The organism is Phyllobacterium sp. CCNWLW109 (assembly GCF_037203905.1).
Classification (GTDB): Bacteria; Pseudomonadota; Alphaproteobacteria; order Rhizobiales; family Rhizobiaceae; genus Phyllobacterium; species Phyllobacterium ifriqiyense.
Window position 1 is genome coordinate 126,920 of the sequence record NZ_JBBCBK010000001.1, and the last position, 15,610, is coordinate 142,529.

Annotated in this window: 17 protein-coding genes and 4 pseudogenes; 13 read left to right on the forward strand and 8 right to left on the reverse strand. The window is 55.1% G+C overall.

Annotated elements, in window-relative coordinates:
- Positions 1-9 precede the first annotated feature (9 nt).
- From V9K92_RS00570 to V9K92_RS00580, 3 genes and pseudogenes are all read left to right on the forward strand, one after another.
- A complete protein-coding gene (locus tag V9K92_RS00570; RefSeq protein ID WP_307277867.1) occupies positions 10-258 on the forward strand; it encodes a type II toxin-antitoxin system VapB family antitoxin in 249 nt (82 codons plus the stop codon).
- The gene (locus V9K92_RS00575; protein ID WP_307277870.1) at positions 255-641 is read left to right on the forward strand and encodes a type II toxin-antitoxin system VapC family toxin; all 387 of its coding nucleotides are present in this window, start codon (positions 255-257) and stop codon (positions 639-641) included. Before V9K92_RS00570 ends, V9K92_RS00575 begins: the two co-directional genes overlap by 4 nt.
- Positions 641-905, forward strand: a pseudogene (locus V9K92_RS00580) (integrase); the annotation flags it as partial. The gene V9K92_RS00575 and the pseudogene V9K92_RS00580, both read left to right, overlap by 1 nt.
- A 43-nt stretch (positions 906-948) precedes the next feature.
- Here the strand turns inward: V9K92_RS00580 and V9K92_RS00585 are convergent.
- Positions 949-1,191, reverse strand: coding sequence for an SDR family oxidoreductase (locus tag V9K92_RS00585; protein WP_337352855.1), 243 nt, complete (start codon positions 1,189-1,191; stop codon positions 949-951).
- 170 nt (positions 1,192-1,361) lie between these two features.
- Positions 1,362-1,538, reverse strand: a pseudogene (locus V9K92_RS00590) (mandelate racemase/muconate lactonizing enzyme family protein); the annotation flags it as partial.
- A gap of 25 nt (positions 1,539-1,563) precedes the next feature.
- Between V9K92_RS00590 and V9K92_RS22745 the strand changes: the two are divergent.
- The 3 genes and pseudogenes from V9K92_RS22745 to V9K92_RS22755 all read left to right on the forward strand — a co-directional run.
- Positions 1,564-1,991, forward strand: a pseudogene (locus V9K92_RS22745) (NnrS family protein); the annotation flags it as partial.
- 133 nt (positions 1,992-2,124) lie between these two features.
- A pseudogene (locus V9K92_RS22750) lies at positions 2,125-2,507 on the forward strand (NnrS family protein); the annotation flags it as partial.
- 94 nt (positions 2,508-2,601) lie between these two features.
- The gene (locus V9K92_RS22755) at positions 2,602-2,775 is read left to right on the forward strand and encodes a hypothetical protein (RefSeq protein WP_440810697.1); all 174 of its coding nucleotides are present in this window, start codon (positions 2,602-2,604) and stop codon (positions 2,773-2,775) included.
- Positions 2,776-3,000: 225 nt separating this feature from the next.
- On the opposite strand, the gene V9K92_RS00600 is transcribed toward V9K92_RS22755, so the two are convergent.
- The gene (locus V9K92_RS00600) at positions 3,001-4,215 is read right to left on the reverse strand and encodes an ROK family transcriptional regulator (protein ID WP_337352856.1); all 1,215 of its coding nucleotides are present in this window, start codon (positions 4,213-4,215) and stop codon (positions 3,001-3,003) included.
- Positions 4,216-4,411: 196 nt separating this feature from the next.
- On the opposite strand from V9K92_RS00600, the gene V9K92_RS00605 reads away from it, so the two are divergent.
- The 6 genes from V9K92_RS00605 to V9K92_RS00630 all read left to right on the forward strand — a co-directional run bounded on the left by V9K92_RS00605 (position 4,412) and on the right by V9K92_RS00630 (position 10,494).
- The gene (locus V9K92_RS00605) at positions 4,412-5,650 is read left to right on the forward strand and encodes an extracellular solute-binding protein (protein ID WP_337352857.1); all 1,239 of its coding nucleotides are present in this window, start codon (positions 4,412-4,414) and stop codon (positions 5,648-5,650) included.
- Positions 5,651-5,732: 82 nt separating this feature from the next.
- Positions 5,733-6,614 (forward strand): carbohydrate ABC transporter permease, encoded by an 882-nt coding sequence (locus V9K92_RS00610; RefSeq protein ID WP_337352858.1) that lies wholly within the window; start codon positions 5,733-5,735, stop codon positions 6,612-6,614.
- Positions 6,614-7,459, forward strand: a complete 846-nt coding sequence (locus tag V9K92_RS00615) for a carbohydrate ABC transporter permease (RefSeq protein ID WP_337353475.1) — start codon at positions 6,614-6,616, stop codon at positions 7,457-7,459. Before V9K92_RS00610 ends, V9K92_RS00615 begins: the two co-directional genes overlap by 1 nt.
- Positions 7,460-7,461: 2 nt before the next feature.
- Positions 7,462-8,478 (forward strand): SIS domain-containing protein, encoded by a 1,017-nt coding sequence (locus V9K92_RS00620; RefSeq protein ID WP_337352859.1) that lies wholly within the window; start codon positions 7,462-7,464, stop codon positions 8,476-8,478.
- Position 8,479: 1 nt separating this feature from the next.
- Positions 8,480-9,421: a carbohydrate kinase family protein gene (locus tag V9K92_RS00625; RefSeq protein WP_337352860.1), complete on the forward strand. Its 942-nt coding sequence runs from the start codon at positions 8,480-8,482 to the stop codon at positions 9,419-9,421.
- Positions 9,418-10,494, forward strand: a complete 1,077-nt coding sequence (locus V9K92_RS00630) for an ABC transporter ATP-binding protein (RefSeq protein WP_337352861.1) — start codon at positions 9,418-9,420, stop codon at positions 10,492-10,494. Before V9K92_RS00625 ends, V9K92_RS00630 begins: the two co-directional genes overlap by 4 nt.
- On the opposite strand, the gene V9K92_RS00635 is transcribed toward V9K92_RS00630, so the two are convergent.
- The 4 genes from V9K92_RS00635 to V9K92_RS00650 all read right to left on the reverse strand — a co-directional run bounded on the left by V9K92_RS00635 (position 10,491) and on the right by V9K92_RS00650 (position 12,264).
- Complete coding sequence (locus V9K92_RS00635) at positions 10,491-10,859, reverse strand: DUF454 family protein (protein WP_115053981.1); 369 nt, start codon at positions 10,857-10,859, stop codon at positions 10,491-10,493. The two genes, V9K92_RS00630 and V9K92_RS00635, sit on opposite strands and share 4 nt — an antisense overlap.
- An 86-nt stretch (positions 10,860-10,945) precedes the next feature.
- Positions 10,946-11,566 carry an ATP-dependent Clp protease proteolytic subunit gene (locus V9K92_RS00640; RefSeq protein ID WP_337352862.1) on the reverse strand — a complete coding sequence of 207 codons (621 nt, stop codon included), beginning with the start codon at positions 11,564-11,566 and terminating at the stop codon, positions 10,946-10,948.
- 39 nt (positions 11,567-11,605) lie between these two features.
- A complete protein-coding gene (locus V9K92_RS00645; RefSeq protein WP_336441236.1) occupies positions 11,606-11,953 on the reverse strand; it encodes an SRPBCC family protein in 348 nt (115 codons plus the stop codon).
- A complete protein-coding gene (locus V9K92_RS00650; protein ID WP_336441235.1) occupies positions 11,950-12,264 on the reverse strand; it encodes an ArsR/SmtB family transcription factor in 315 nt (104 codons plus the stop codon). The genes V9K92_RS00645 and V9K92_RS00650 overlap by 4 nt, the downstream gene beginning before the upstream one ends.
- A 209-nt stretch (positions 12,265-12,473) precedes the next feature.
- Between V9K92_RS00650 and V9K92_RS00655 the strand changes: the two genes are divergently transcribed.
- A complete protein-coding gene (locus tag V9K92_RS00655; RefSeq protein ID WP_307277901.1) occupies positions 12,474-12,887 on the forward strand; it encodes a DUF2147 domain-containing protein in 414 nt (137 codons plus the stop codon).
- Between the two features lie 2,224 nt (positions 12,888-15,111).
- On the opposite strand, the gene V9K92_RS00660 is transcribed toward V9K92_RS00655, so the two are convergent.
- Complete coding sequence (locus V9K92_RS00660) at positions 15,112-15,339, reverse strand: hypothetical protein (RefSeq protein WP_337352863.1); 228 nt, start codon at positions 15,337-15,339, stop codon at positions 15,112-15,114.
- Between the last annotated feature and the right edge of the window lie 271 nt (positions 15,340-15,610).

The following is a 15,610-nucleotide window of genomic DNA, read 5'->3' on the forward strand; positions in this document are numbered from 1 at the left end:
GCACCATAGATGAGCCTCAGCATCAAAGATCCGGAAGCCCACCGCCTGGCGCAGGCGATTTCTCACGCCACGGGGGAAAGCATGACCCGCGTCGTCACCGAGGCGCTACGCGAGCGGTTCGCCAAGATCGAACGGCAAAAGGGCCGGGCCAGCGTCGAGGAGCTCCTAGCGATCGCCGATCGTGCCGCAGCGCACGTCAAGCGCCCCTATGTCGATCATGCCGAATTCCTTTATGACAAGAACGGCCTGCCGAAATGATCGTCGATACCTCGGCTCTGGTCGCAATCCTCTATCTTGAGCCCGAGGCGGCGAGCTTCGTTAAGATCATCCATGACGCTGAAGTCACCCGGATCAGCGTCGCCAATTACGTCGAGTTGGCTATGGTGGTGGAGGGCCAACTCGGGGCCGATGGCATGCGTCAGGCCGAGGCCTTCTTTCGGCGCGCCGGCATCATCGTCGAGCCTGTGACACTGGAGCATGGCGAACTGGCCCGACAGGCTTTCCTTGATTTCGGCAAGGGCCGTCACAAGGCCGGCCTCAACTTCGGCGACTGCTTCGCCTATGCTCTGGCGAAAGCCTCGGGCGAACCGCTGCTGTTCAAAGGCAACGACTTCTCGCAAACCGACGTTCACGCGGCCTGATGGCCGACGATTCACAACCAACCGACTACAATTCGCTAACCCCTTCTGCTCCAAGTGCGCCTCCTCCCCTGCCGACCCATTTGCAGAATTTGACCGAGCGTGCCCGTGATTATGTCGAGGCGCGAGCTCCGCCAATACTCGCAAGGTTTATGCGTCCGACTGGAAACACTTCTCGGCTTGTGCCGGCGTTCGAACCTGCGTCCCCTCCTCGCTGATCCCCAAGTCGTTGGGCTCTACATTACGGCATGCGCGACCGGCACTGCATGAAACCGTAGTCGGTGTCGAACCATCGAGCGGCGCGTCTCTCTTAGCGGCCATCGAACGTCAATACCGTGCCGGTGATATAGACGGGCGTCGGCCGGAAAGAGAACGGCATTGGCGATCTCGCTGGGCTCGCCCAGCCTCCTATTGGCGTCATGCGCATCCAGGTTCCGAACCATTCCTCCTTGCTGCGCCCCTTGAGCGTCAGTTCGGTGCCGACATAGCCGGGCGCGACAGCGTTGACGCGCACGCCCTGTTTGGCCGCCAGCGGTTCGGTCAAAAGGTTCACGCTGGCCTTCGCGGCATTGTAGAAACCTGCGGTTGCGGATAGACGATCACTTCACCGCAAATGGACGAGATATTGACGATTGCGCCGCGCCCGTCCAAAAGCCCCAATTGGCACCGTCGGAAAGGATGCTCCTGACTTGCTAGCTTCAGTTCCGCTACGACCACCCACTGCTAGGAGAAGGCATAAGAGCCGTCCGGCCGTTTCGGCACACGTCGTTGCCAGTGAATGTAGCCTTCCTCCGTCATTGCCTGCTCGTCCATCTCGACACCCCAGCCTGGCCTGTCCGGGCGCAGCTCCAGATAGCCTTCCTTAGGTAGATAGGGGTCGACGACATAGCGGTTTTCGTCCGTTTTTTCTTGGCACGTCCATGTGATGTTGTTTGGATTTGCGCCAGCCGTGCTTGCCGGATTTCTATTGACAGCAGTCCCCAACTCAACCGGAGGGTGTCCGGGTGTCCGCTGGTGGCCCTGCTTTCGATTTGGGCAGTTGGACGTGCCGCAATGATGCTGACCCGGACGATCGGTGTTCTGCCCGCCGTTGCAATTGACGCGTCATTTCTTCTTTCGCTTCTTTTCATTTGCGCTCGAGAGGTGATCGCCGGCCGCAAATGGAAAGATCTGAAAGTCGTCGGCGGATTGACCGCACTGTCGATCGCGAACATATTCTTTCATTATTCCGTCATAAGCGGAGGCACTGCCGGAAGCGCGACCCGATTGGCTGTCGGAGTCTATTCAATGCTGATGATAATTGTGGTGGCGGCATTCTTCCAAGTTTCACCCGTAACTGGCTCAATCGCTTTGGTCGAACCGACTTCCCGGTTTCCTACAACGCGTTCGATGTCACTGCTATTTTCGGTGCACTGGGGACTTTCGCCTCTGGACTTTCTGGCCGGAGAGCAGGTTAACCGGAATAGCTGCGCTCGTCGCGGCGACCCTGCATGGTGTTCGGTTGGCGCGTTGGCGCGATTGGACGACACACCCGGAAAAGCTGCTTCTGGTTTTGCACGTCGCCTATCTGTTCGTTCCACTGGGATTCATTGGTATCGCCACAGGAACAACAGGATTGATCGATCAGATCTCCGTGCTGCACCTTCTGACTATCGGTTCGATTGCATGCATGATGCTTGCCGTCATGACACGGGTAAGCCGCGGCCACACCGGACGCTCGCTGACATCGTCGGCCAAGACCCCCACCGACCTTAAGGCGCGCTGCTGACGACAAACATCGACTTGGACGAAGGCACTTGCTCGCTTGCCCTGCTTGAGGCGACCTCAGAGTTCTTCGGCTTCACACTGCAGCAGACCCGCGCAATCATATCGACCAGGTGTCGCTCCAGCCTTGGCAGGTACGCGTGATTTCGTTCTGGAACCGTAAGGAGGTTGATCACGGTGAAGCTGAAGCTTTGGCGCGATTGTCGATGAAAAGCCGATCAAGGCGATGATTGAGTTACCCGTGCCACTACACAGGAATCTCGTTGCTTATACCTCACGCAGGTCGCCCGGGTTCCTGATCTCTCGCTTCAACGTGGAAAATCAGCCTGCCCTGGCGCATTATGCAGTGGGGCAGCGACCGGCCCAAGCCTGAACTGTTGGTCACGTGCCTCCAATGTCACAAAGCGCTTTTCTCTGCCGCGAGACATTGGTGGCCTCGTCGCAAAATCCGTTGCAAAGTGTCAACTGGTCCCGCGCGAGGCAACCGTAAGCTTACCCGACATATCTGCCTGAGGTTGCTCGCGATCATCGATTGAAGATTTGAAGGCAGAGTGTGTGACGAGATGGCAGGGAATAACCAGCCTCCTTGGCGTATTGTTCACGCGTTCTTCAGGATTGCCGAGAATCGGGGGTCGAAAGCGCGTGCGATAGGTTCGGCTGCAGCGCCAAGTGCAGCAGACCAGGGATCGGCAAGTCCAGCTTGTAGCCGCGGCTGCGGATGGCGGTGTGTCCGCTCTGCAATGGATGGCAGCAAGGGCGCTATCTTTTCTACAAGTCGGTCAATCAGTATTCGGGGTGCACCACCGCACAAAATAACTGTTTGTGGATCGAAGACGAGTTCAAGTATCTGGACCGCGCGCCGCAACCGCTCTGCCACGTCATCCATCCACTGTTCGAGCCTTGACCCGCCCTGCTGCACTGCGTCGGTCACCATTGCAAACAGATCAGGCGCAGATGGATCAAGTTCCAGTAATTTGCACAATGCCGCCATCGAAGCATAGTGCTCCAGTGGCTCGACATCGGCACCATCTCCCGGCACCAAGGTCAGCATCATGCCGATCTCTCCGGCGTTGGAATGGGCGCCTCCGTAAAGCTCGCCGTTGAGAATGAGACCCGTACCCAAGCCATAACCGAAATAAATGCAGATGGCATGGTCAAGTCCATGTGCTGCGCCGAGTAAACGCTCCGCTGTCGCCGCCGCCGAAGCGTCATTTTGTAACGCAACCTCAAGCCCCGTACCTTCGGCGATACGTTCTACAAGTGGAAAGTTCTGCCAGGCGGTCATCATCCATGGATCGTCATAGAGCGTGTTAATGCCAAAAGGTCCGGGCATGGCAATCCCAAGCCCGACAAGGCGATCTTCACCGCCGGAAACCTGTTCGGCTAACATTGTTCTTGCCCGTGCTACAAGATCAAGCACCACGACGACGCCTACCTCCGGTCCCCCTGACGGGAGCATTGCCTCGATTTGAACCAGCACATCACCAACCAGGTTGACGATAACAGTGCGCGTTACATGTCGGTCAATCTGGAGGCCGATTGCAAAGGCTCCTTCGGGCACCAGTTGATAGGGTGTTGCCGGCTGCCCTCTGCCCTTTCGGATACTGGCTTGCGAGCGGACCAGACCCTCACCGGCAAGCTCTTCGATAATGTTGGACACTGTCTGGGGTGTCAGCCCGGTCGCCCTCGCCAAGTCGGCACGAGACAAGGCTCCGTTAATCCGTAGCGCATCAATCATGATACGTCGATTATGCGCGCTTGCTCCACCAAGATTGGTGCCGCTTTTGGCTCTTATCGTTGGTCTGTCATCCATGTCCAAGCCCTCTTGACAGCAGCAGAATATTGATCGACTAATAAGTCAAGAGAATTGATTTAATAGTCGACCGAAAGAGTCGCCGAAAAATCGTCTCCAGGGGAACGTGAGCAAAAGCTCTCGATCTGTAGCGATCACCGAGCACTGTCCATACCGGTCAGCGTTCAGAACTGCCAGAGCTAAACAGGAGGTAAGAATGTTGAAATCCATCACGACCGCGCTTTTAGGCGCAACGCTGCTGGCGGCGGCGCTGTCCGCACCCGCTCACGCTCAAACCAAGATCAATGCTTTGTTCATGGCACAGGCCGCTTACAGCGAAGCTGATGTGCGCGCCATGACAGAGTCTTTCACAAAGGCGAATCCGGATATATCGGTCAATCTTGAATTCGTTCCATACGAGGGCTTGCATGACAAGACTGTCCTCGCACAGGGATCGGGTGGCGGCTATGACGTTGTATTGTTCGACGTTATCTGGCCTGCTGAATATGCAACGAACAAAGTATTGCTCGATGTGTCGGACAAGATCACTCCCGAGATGAAATCAGGCGTTCTTCCCGGTGCATGGACGACTGTCGAATATGAAGGCAAGCGCTATGGTCTGCCATGGATACTCGACACCAAATATCTGTTCTACAACAAGGAAATTCTACAAAAAGCCGGTATCGCGAACCCGCCCAGGACTTGGGCCGAGCTTTCCGAGCAGGCCAAGATCATCAAGGATAAGGGTCTGCTCTCAACGCCGATAGCCTGGAGTTGGTCTCAGGCCGAGGCGGCGATTTGTGATTACACGACGCTGGTCAGCGCCTATGGCGGCAGTTTTATCAAGGATGGCAAACCGGTATTCCAGACAGGTGGCGGCCTTGATGCGCTCAACTATATGGTCGAAAGCTACAAGTCGGGCCTGACAAACCCCAACTCGAAGGAATTTCTCGAAGAAGATGTCCGGCGCGTGTTCCAGAATGGCGAAGCTGCCTTCGCCTTGAACTGGACTTATATGTACAACATGGCCAACAATCCAAAGGACAGCAAAGTTGCAGGCAAGGTGGGAGTCGTTCCGGCTCCCGGCGTAGAAGGAAAAAGCACGGTCTCGGCAGTTAATGGCTCGATGGGCCTCGGGATTACCTCGACCAGCAAACAGCCTGATGAGGCGTGGAAGTACATTACTTTCATGACTTCCCAGGCGACGCAAAACCAATATGCCAAGCTCAGCCTGCCGATCTGGACGTCATCTTATGACGACCCGGCTGTTTCGAAAGGTCAGGAAGAACTGATCGCGGCCGCCAAGACCGGTTTGGCTGCCATGTATCCGCGCCCCACAACACCAAAATATCAGGAACTGTCGACGGCATTGCAGCAAGCAGTTCAAGAATCACTGTTGGGCCAAGAAGCGCCGGAAGCAGCGCTGAAAGCGGCGGCTGAAAACAGCGGATTATGATTTGATTGGAAAGGCGGCCGCGTTGTCTGCCGCCGTTCCCTCATTCATTATAATATATTGATGATGTGACGGGCAATATTTCATGACGAACAATTGGATTACGACCCGGGCATGGCTGCTTATGCTGCCGCTGCTTGTCGTCATGATAGCGGTTATTGGCTGGCCGCTGATCGATACGATCCGGCTCTCCTTTACCGATGCAAAGCTGGTAGGAACCCAGGGCAGTTTTGTTGGGCTGGACAATTATGTGAAGGTCCTTTCCGGTTCAAATTTCCAGCGTTCACTCCTGACAACTTTTTGGTTTGCGGTTCTTTCCGTCTCCGCAGAGATGGTGATCGGGGTCTTGGCGGCATTGCTTCTCAATCAACGTTTCTACGGCCGCTCCGTTCTGCGTGCACTGATGATTTTACCCTGGGCCTTGCCAACTGTCGTCAACGCCACCTTGTGGCGCCTGATATACAACCCCGAATACGGAGCACTAAATGCACTCCTCGTGCAATTAGGGATGCTTGATTCCTATCGCTCATGGCTCGGCGAACCCGGGACTGCACTGGCATCGCTGATCCTTGCGGATTGCTGGAAAAACTTCCCGCTGGTTGCCCTAATTGCTCTTGCCGCTCTTCAGGCTGTGCCCCGCGATATTACGGCAGCTTCCATGGTCGATGGCGCAGGAGTCTGGTCACGCTTCCGTTTTGTTATCCTGCCCTATCTGGCCGGGCCGCTCATGGTGGCATTGGTCCTGCGAACAATCGAAGCTTTCAAGGTTTTTGATATTATCTGGGTCATGACTCGCGGCGGTCCTGCTAACAGCACCCGCACCCTGTCCATCCTCGTCTATCAGGAAGCATTCTCGTTCCAGCGAGCCGGATCAGGCGCATCATTGGCATTAATTGTCACCTTGCTGGTGACGGTGCTTGCCGTCGCCTATGCAGCTCTTATTCGCAAAACCGCAGGAGCGTCATGATGGAGCGTCAAAGCCTCACCCTGACCATTTTCGTTCATATTGCGGCATTGGTTTTGGCTATCGTCATTCTTGCGCCAGTCGCTTGGTTGTTTGTTATGAGCATTTCCTCAACACCTGACCTGCTCGCAAAACCATTGCATTGGTGGCCGGATACGGTGGACCTTTCGCGCTATGGTGTGCTTCTGTCTTCAGTTGCAAACAGTGCGGGTGAGGCTTTTGTCGCTTCGCTTTTCAACAGTCTCAAGGTTGCCGGCATGGCAACTGTCGCAGCGCTTGCCGTTGCCATTCCATCGGCATGGGCAGTTTCAAGGACGCCTTCCGTTGGCTGGTCGCTCTATGCTGTCATTGCGACCTATATGCTTCCCCCGGTCGCCCTTGCTGTTCCGCTTTACATGGCACTCGCATGGTTCGGTTTGCTCAATAATGTCTTTGGTCTTGCCCTCGTATATCTGACGATCCTTGCTCCATTTACCACATGGTTGTTGAAGTCAGGGTTTGACTCCATTCCGCGAGAGATTGAAAGCGCGGCGGTCATGGATGGAGCGCGGCTGGACCAGATATTACGCGTCATTACTCTGCCCCTGGCGGCACCGGTCATGGCCACTGCCGCTCTGTTTGCGTTTCTGCTTGCGTGGGATGAGTTCTTTTATGCGTTGCTTTTCACCTCCGATCAACGTGCCAAGACCTTGACCGTGGCTATTGCCGATCTGGCTGGCGGTCGCGTGTCGGATTACGGTTTGATTGCAACTGCGGGCGTACTGGCTGCCCTCCCCCCGCTGTTGATCGGTCTGTTCATGCAGCGTGCTCTAATTTCGGGCCTCACAAGTGGCGGCGTTAAAGGATGAATATGCTTTCTGAAACTACAAAACCCGACGGACTTGTCGCTATTGAAAAAGAAATGGCACGGCAGAATGCAGACGCCTTGGCTTCCTTTGAAAACGCCTCGACTTTGGCAGCGGTAATTGCACAGTCATTGCGCAAGACCCGGCAGTTACTGCTGTTCGGCATGGGCGGTTCGCATGCGGTCGGTCGCGCAGTTGAGCCATTTTACCGAAGCCTCGGTATTGATGCCATTGCGGTTCCTTTGTCCGAACAACTGGGTCAGCCACTGTCGACAGATGGCAAAACAATTATTGTCACGTCTCAGTCAGGTGAAAGTGCCGAAGTTTTACGTTGGTTCGGTGAGACTGGCATTCGAGCTGATACGTTCGGTTTGACGCTGGAAGAAGGGTCGACGCTGGCGCGTACAATTCCTTCCCTCATAGGTGCTGGCGGAACTGAAAAGGCATTTGCTGCGACGCGCAGTCTGACCATCAGCTTTGCGTTGCACCTCGCGATCATCAATGCGTTGGGAGAAAACACGGCGGAAGCCTTGCGGATCCTGGGATCGTCTGACGTTACCCAAGTCAAAGAAGCGATTTCCGCTTTTTCCAATGTGAGGGCGATCGTCACATCCGGGCGGCGAATGCAGGGTGTGGCCGAAGCCATAGCGCTGGGTCTTACCGAGTTGTCGCGTATCCCTTGTTTCTCACTGGAAGGCGGTCAATTGCGGCACGGGCCAATGGAGATGCTCGGACCAGATGTTGGCGTTGTTCTGTTTCGAGCCAAGGACGGAACGGCGGAACTCGTTAGTCGCATGGCGCTCTCGGCGCTTGAGGCCGGATCGCCGGTTATTGTGTTTGATGCATCGGATGAAGAGCCGATCAAAGAGGCGATAATGATTGATGTCGGTGCCGCATCAGGTATTGCCGCTGTTTTTGCACTTCTGCCCGCTGCGCAACATTTCATGCTCGGCTTTGCCGGTTCGCGCGTAAAGGACCTTGGAACGCCTGTACGTTCCACCAAAATTACGCGGAGTGAATAACATGGCGCTGCGGCCTCTTGCCATTATCGGTAATGTCAATGTTGACCTCATACTGGGGCCTGCCGAACCTTGGCCACAGCCAGGTACGGAGATCATGGTCGATCATGATGAGCTTCGGGTCGGCGGATCGGCTGGCAATGCGGCTTTGGCTTTGCTGGGTTTGGGCGTTGAGTGCCAGATCGCCGCCAATGTTGGCGATGATCAGTTCGGCGAATGGTTGCGGCAGGCATTCAATGACCATGCCGTGCATTGGCCCGTGTGCCGGACCGGAACAACTCTTTCGGTCGGGATCACCCATCCCAATGGCGAACGCACATTCTTCACAACCAAAGGCCACATTGCGCACTTGTCGTGGACAGACGTGCACAAAATGCTTGATCCGAAGCTTCTGGAAGGTGGCACTGCAATCCTGTGCGGCTCGTTCCTGACCGGCATACTTGCAAATGATTATGATGCCCTGTTTGACTGGGCAGAAACGCATAATATCAAGATCGCTCTTGATACCGGCTGGCCTATAGACGGATGGACAGAGGAAAATCGTTCGCGCACACGACATTGGCTAAGCCGCTGTCATATCGCCTTGTTTAATGAGGTGGAAACCATCTCCCTTACCCACGCGACCGACGCAATTGAAGCTGCGCACAAGCTGAAGGCATTGATGCCGGACGATGCAATTGTTGTGGTCAAACGTGGCCCGGAAGGGGCGCTTGCCATAGGACCGGACAATATTGTTGTCTCGGCGCAAGCCCCTTCTGTCGCCGTCGTCGACACGATCGGTGCCGGGGATGTTTTCAATGCTGGCTTCGTGGCCGCACAAGCCAGCGGCCAGAGCATTGAAGAAAGCCTGCGCGCTGGTGTGCTTATCGCAACCATGGCCATATCCACTGTGCCTCGCCGTTATGATGGTGAAGATCTTCAAATCGTTTCGGGGAAAGAGTCATGAGCGCGCTTGAACTAGTTGATATTCGCAAACGCTATGGGAACATCGAAACTTTAAAAGGGATTGATCTGTCACTTGCCGATGGCGAGTTTCTCGTGCTGCTGGGTTCTTCAGGTTGTGGCAAGTCCACGCTGCTCAATATTATCGCTGGACTGGCCGAGGCTACGGGCGGTGATGTGCGCATTGGTGACCGCTCTGTAACCGGAATTCATCCGAAGAACCGGGATATAGCGATGGTGTTCCAGTCTTATGCGCTTTACCCGAATATGTCGGTGGCCCGAAATATTGGCTTTGGTCTGGAAATGCGCAAAGTTTCCGAAGCCGACCGCAATGTCGCGGTGCAAAAAACGGCAAGGATACTTCAGATTGAGAATTTGCTGGCGCGCAAACCGTCCGAACTGTCCGGTGGTCAGCGCCAGCGTGTTGCCATTGGGCGTGCGCTTGTGCGCGATCCGCAAATATTCCTGTTTGACGAGCCGCTTTCAAATCTCGATGCGAAATTGCGGATGGAAATGCGAACCGAACTGAAGCGTTTGCATCAGATGCTTGGAACCACGATTGTCTATGTGACGCACGATCAGATTGAGGCCATGACATTGGCAACGCGCATCGCGGTTATGCGCGATGGTCAAATCGAACAGCTGGCCACGCCGGATGAAATTTATAATCGCCCCGCTACGCGTTATGTGGCAAGTTTCGTCGGCTCTCCACCAATGAATATGCTGGATTCCACGTTCTCCGATGGATTTGCTCATATTGACGGGACACTGAGCAGTATTCCCCTCCCCGCGCATCTTCACAAGGCCGCCGCTGAAGCGCGGAACATTACAGTTGGCGTCCGTCCCGAAAGTCTGACGCTTGCGCAGGTAGGGGTCACGAATTTTGGCATAGATGCAAAGATTGAAGTGGTCGAACTGACAGGGCCGGAACTTGTTGTCACTGCCACCATTGGCACGCAACGCCTTACTGCCAGTCTGCCCCCTCGATCGCAGGTGACAGTGGGGGCCATGCAACGCTTTGCCATTGATCCCGACGCTCTGCATGTGTTCGACAAATTGACAGAGAAGCGAATTTAAATGCTTGGTCGACTGAGAACATATGCAGCGCTGGCAATAAAAAATATAGCCACGAACCCTGCCAATAATGGTGACGGCCGGGCGAAATAATAAAATGACGCATAGCCAAAGGCCATGCCGCCGCAGGCAATCCATTTAATACGCATTGGTATGGCCCCATGCTCTCGCCATTTGACCAATGTCGGCCCAAAGACGGGATGCTCAAGCAGCCATTTCTCAAAACGCGGCGATGATTGCCCGAAACACCAGGCGGCCAAAATCAGGAAGATTGTTGTGGGCATTACTGGGAGAAGCAGACCTATGAAACCGAGCGCGACCATTAGCCAGCCGAGCGCGAAATAAATTGTTCGCTTCGCCTTGTTCATACCGCCTGCTTTCCACGTGCTGTTTATTGTAGACAAGTATCTACATGTTTTTGCATATGAAGTCAGCGGGTTTGCAGGTGCCAAACTCACGCAGGCAGCGATTGCTGCGGCCCTTCCCTCTTTGACAGAACCGTATCAATCAATCCCCACTCTTTTGCCTCGTCGGCGGTCATGAAATGATCGCGATCCAATGTCCGCTCCACTTCATCAAACGAGCGTCCGCAGTGTTGGGCATAAAGCCTTGTCACACGTTGTTTCGTTTGCCGCATCTCTTCAGCCTGGATAAAAATATCCGAGGCCTGACCCTGGAATCCACCAAGTGGCTGATGCACATGGATACTGGAATTGACCAAGGCAGTTCGGTGACCGGGTTCGCCAGCCATTAATAGAAATGAACCCATTGATCGAGCGGTACCCATGCACAATGTTGCAACGGGGCATGTGATGAATTGCATTGTGTCGTATATTGCAAGACCACTGGTTATCACGCCGCCAGGCGAATTGATGTACATGGAGACAGGCTTGGTGGGGCTTTCGGATTCAAGAAACAACAGTTGTGCGCAAATCAACGCAGCCATTCCGTCCTCCACCTGACCGTTGAGAAAAACGATACGTTCGCGCAGCAGTCGTGAATATATATCAAAAGACCGTTCCCCTCGGCTGGACTGTTCCACGACCATAGGGACAAGCTGCATCATGTCGCGCATAGGCGAACTCCTCTCCGTCAAATTGAAAGTTTGTTGTGGTCAGGCGGCCAAGCGTTGCCTTGGAAAATTGCAGTTGGCAGCAATCATGGATTGCTCATGCACGATATGAAAAGTGGTTCCACCTTTGTCATTCGCGTTGATCTGGAACGTCACGGTACTGACCGCTTCATTATCTTTGATGCTATAGCGCACATGCGTGCCCGGTTCCATGGAGATCAGGCGCAGCTCGATGCGGTCCAGTGCGGCTTCATCGTCCATATCGGAGCACGCGGGGCTGCCAAGCCACCGCGAGACATATTCGGGGACGGTTAACGCGCGCCACACCTTCGTTGGTTCAGCATCCAATTCGTAAGTGAGCCTGATCGGCGCTTCGCTTTTCGGTGTCATTGATCCATCTCCTTGAGAAGCCGTTTCAGCTCGTCCACCCGCTTCGGCCAGAATGCGTGATATCGGCTTAGCCATTGGTGCATTCGCGCGATCCCATCCGGGTTTATTCGATACATCACGTTGCGACCGAGCTTTTGTTCGGCAATCAAACCGGCGCTACGCAAGACAGCAAGATGTTGCGAGATGGCCGGCTGCGACATTGCAAACCCCTGCCGCAACTGCGTGGCGTTCATTTCACCGTCGGCCAGACGTTCAAAAACTGCGCGTCGCGTTGGATCGGCCAGTGCCTTGAAAAACTCTGTCTCGTTCATGAGAATACATAAGCATAGACTTATGTGATTCGCAAGGGCTGTGTTCGGGCAGGGGCTGGTGACCGAGCCGGCCAGGACAAGCCGGTCAGCACCATCGAAATTTGCTCTTTTTTTACCCCTAATCTCGTCAGATTTACGGTCTATATTGTTAATCAGCAAATCATTAGCCCGCTTATAGCCGGGCTCGACTGTCCTTTGGAGATCATGCCTTGTTCACATATCAAAAATTTGGCCTTGCCCTTGTCCTGTCCTCGGCACTTGTAACCGGTGCTGCCGCCGATACGCAGCAGGTAACCGGCACTTATGTCAATCAGTCCGGGGGCACCAAGGTCCGGCTAAGCGACTGCGGCACCGGTCTGTGCGGTACGGTCATATGGATGAAAAACCCGGTCAATGATGTCAACAATCCGGATGTTTCCAAACGGAACCGGTCCGTGGTCGGCATTCAGGCGGTGAGCCTGAAATCAACAGGGCCTGCCACATATGCCGGCTCTCTTTACGATACAGAAAGCGGCAAGACCTATTCAGGCAAGGCGCAATTCTCTGACAATGAGGTCACACTATCGGGATGTGTCCTGGGCGGATTGATATGCAAATCGTCCGTCTGGCGACGCGCAGAATAGCCGGCTTTGTCCGCAAGTGATTACAGCACTGCGGCAGTGGTCTCGCAGCGCGGATAGGCAGGGCGTGCCGTTACGGCAGGTAGTGGATATGCGGGCGCAGATGGTGTCTGGACATTCCCACACGTGCCTCGACGCAGAAGGCGTCACGTAACAGATCCCGTGTTGATGCTCCTGCGCGCCGGAAGCAACGAGCCTGGTCCGCTGCATGCTCCTTGACGGACATCATCTTGACGCTGAGCATCCATCAGCATCCTGCGGCTCGTGGCTTTGGTGATTGTGCCGGTAGGCGCGCGTTATGAGCAAGCTGCTCGTCGGCGCGCGAAAGGCTCTGTCAGCGATCATTGGGCTTTTCGGCCATCCTGGCACGATAAAAGGCGCCCGCTGCCGCCGCATAGTGGGTACGAGACCATCCGGAGACATTGGGCGGTGCGAAAAACGGAGCTCGACGACACCAAGAGCTGCGAGATTGGCATTGGCCGTCGCATGTTGCCTTGCAGGCGGATTGCACAACAGTGACTGCATGATGGCGCCGGAAAGGAAAATTCCTGCACCGTAGAAAATCCGCCATCAATGCCCGCCTCAAACCATAATTCCGGGTCATCGTCCGGATCCGGTTGATCTCCACTGCTGTCCGCTCCATGCGGTTGACCCGTGCAAAGAACGTCGTCGACAGCGGTATGGACAGGTCACCGATTCCCACGCTGACCGCAACTACAAGGGCGATGGCGGCAAGCGATGCCAGCAGCAACGTAGCGACAAGAGGGAGATGCCGGGCAAGGTGGCCTGTCTCATTTTTTTATCCCAGACCAGGAGCCATCACTGCCTCGCCACCTTTCCAGCCCCGTAGAGGATGTTTTCGGATTCAAGGCCGGCCCGTCCATGTTCAGATGGCCTGTTCGTTGCAGCGGACCAACGGCCGGATCGCCAGTCAGGATCTTGATTTTCGCTTTGCATCTGTCGTCGTTGCTTGCCACACGATCGGCTAAATTTCAGGTAGGCAAGCCTTATGCACTTGATAAAGGTAGGGCAATAGTGCAAGATATTGACAGGCGCTATCGATCGGCGGCTGTGCCCTTTTGGCCAGAAACCCTCCGCTGCAAGCTTTGATAAGCAGTTGGTCAACGCCTTGATTATCATTGCAAAATCAGTCGTAACGGCAGTTAAATCGCCGTTAGTTGCTCTTCCTCAGAGGCGATGAATTTCCCGACGGGCAAAATACAACCGGGAGTGCAATCCGCGTCATTATAGTCATCCGGTCAGCGGCGTGCGGCAGACGGGTTGGAGTCTCCATAGGTATTAACGAGGCTTTCAAAAAGTTCTCAGCTGAGAACTTTTGCACAGATTTCGGTGGCCGCCATTTGCAAGAGTTCTCAGCTGAGAACTTCCCGGGAATCCAATATGGGTTTTGAAGGCGGCCGAGGCGCGGTTTGCGGCGTCTTCCTAATGTATGCTTGCCCACCTGTTTGTTGACGGTTGCGGGGGCTCCGCCACGTACAACACCGATCTCGCGATTGATTGGTCTTTGCAATCCAACAAACAGAGCCACGCTTTTCGGATGGTTGAGGCAAAAGCCCACCTAATCCTTTAGGGGCGCCAGCCTGATTTGCGGGCGTCAGCGGAACATATATTCACTGATGCCGAGTAGATAACCCAGTGGTGATTTGTCTGGCGCGCTCGGTCTGGGCAATGAGCTGGCCCATATCGGCCTGGTTGACCGATCAACCATTGTGCAACGCGGGCCGTGAGGGTCTCGACCCGCCCTTCCCGCAAGCCATAGCACAGTTCGATCAACTGGTTCCCGCGGGATAAACCAGCGCGGCGCGTCCGTCATTGCCAATGGCAAGAGGATGACGAACGGCAGAGTAGCCAGCTCTATATGTCCGCCTTGGACGGGGCGCCTTAGGTAAGGTGAGCCGCATGGGGCCTGCATCAATCAATGTGGGTCGGCTTGGTCATCTGTCCACCCGTCTGGTCTCAAGCGCATGGACAAAGTCACGGTTTCCGAAGCACAGCGCCCCAGCAGTAAGCTCGGACCAGCCTGACCCTGCAGTTCTGACTCATGGTCCTGTCTGCGGAGCATGAGTAGATCGCTCATCTGAAGAAAGGCAGGCGCCGTTCGCGGGACCGGACCTGACTGAACTTCTGAATTCCCGCGGGCAGCAGAGGCTTCAATCGCTACAGGAGGAATTGCTGGCTTCGATCATCTGAAACATTGCAGGGCTGTTTAGGGGCGCAGGGCGATCCGGCGCCACGGCCAGTTGACCAACTGATCAATCATGGTGATATCGTTTACATCCGAGGTATTGAGACAAAGTTCGCCGATCCGGCGCAGACGGAAAAGAACCGTGTGTTTACCGAGGCAGCCGGGCAGTTCGCCCGGAAGTTTGATCGCGCCGGACATTTGACGATGAAGAGGCGCCGGCCCGAGATGAATGAGCCGCTCAATCCTCACGATATTGTCCTCATCGATGTCCTCTCCCGAGGCACCTGGTGACCGATGCACTCGAACAATCGGGTTTTCCTCGTTGACCGCAACCCCGGATCATTCTGCCTACCGATGTTCGGCACATCATGCCCGATATCATTTGACGCATGGCGATCCTGCTACAGATGGACGGAATTGAAGAATGTGCGCATAGCAAAACCCCGGCAGGGTTCACGCAGGTTCCGGTTATTTCCATGACGGGCACGATGCCCGAGTTTGTCTTTCCCGATGATGTCTT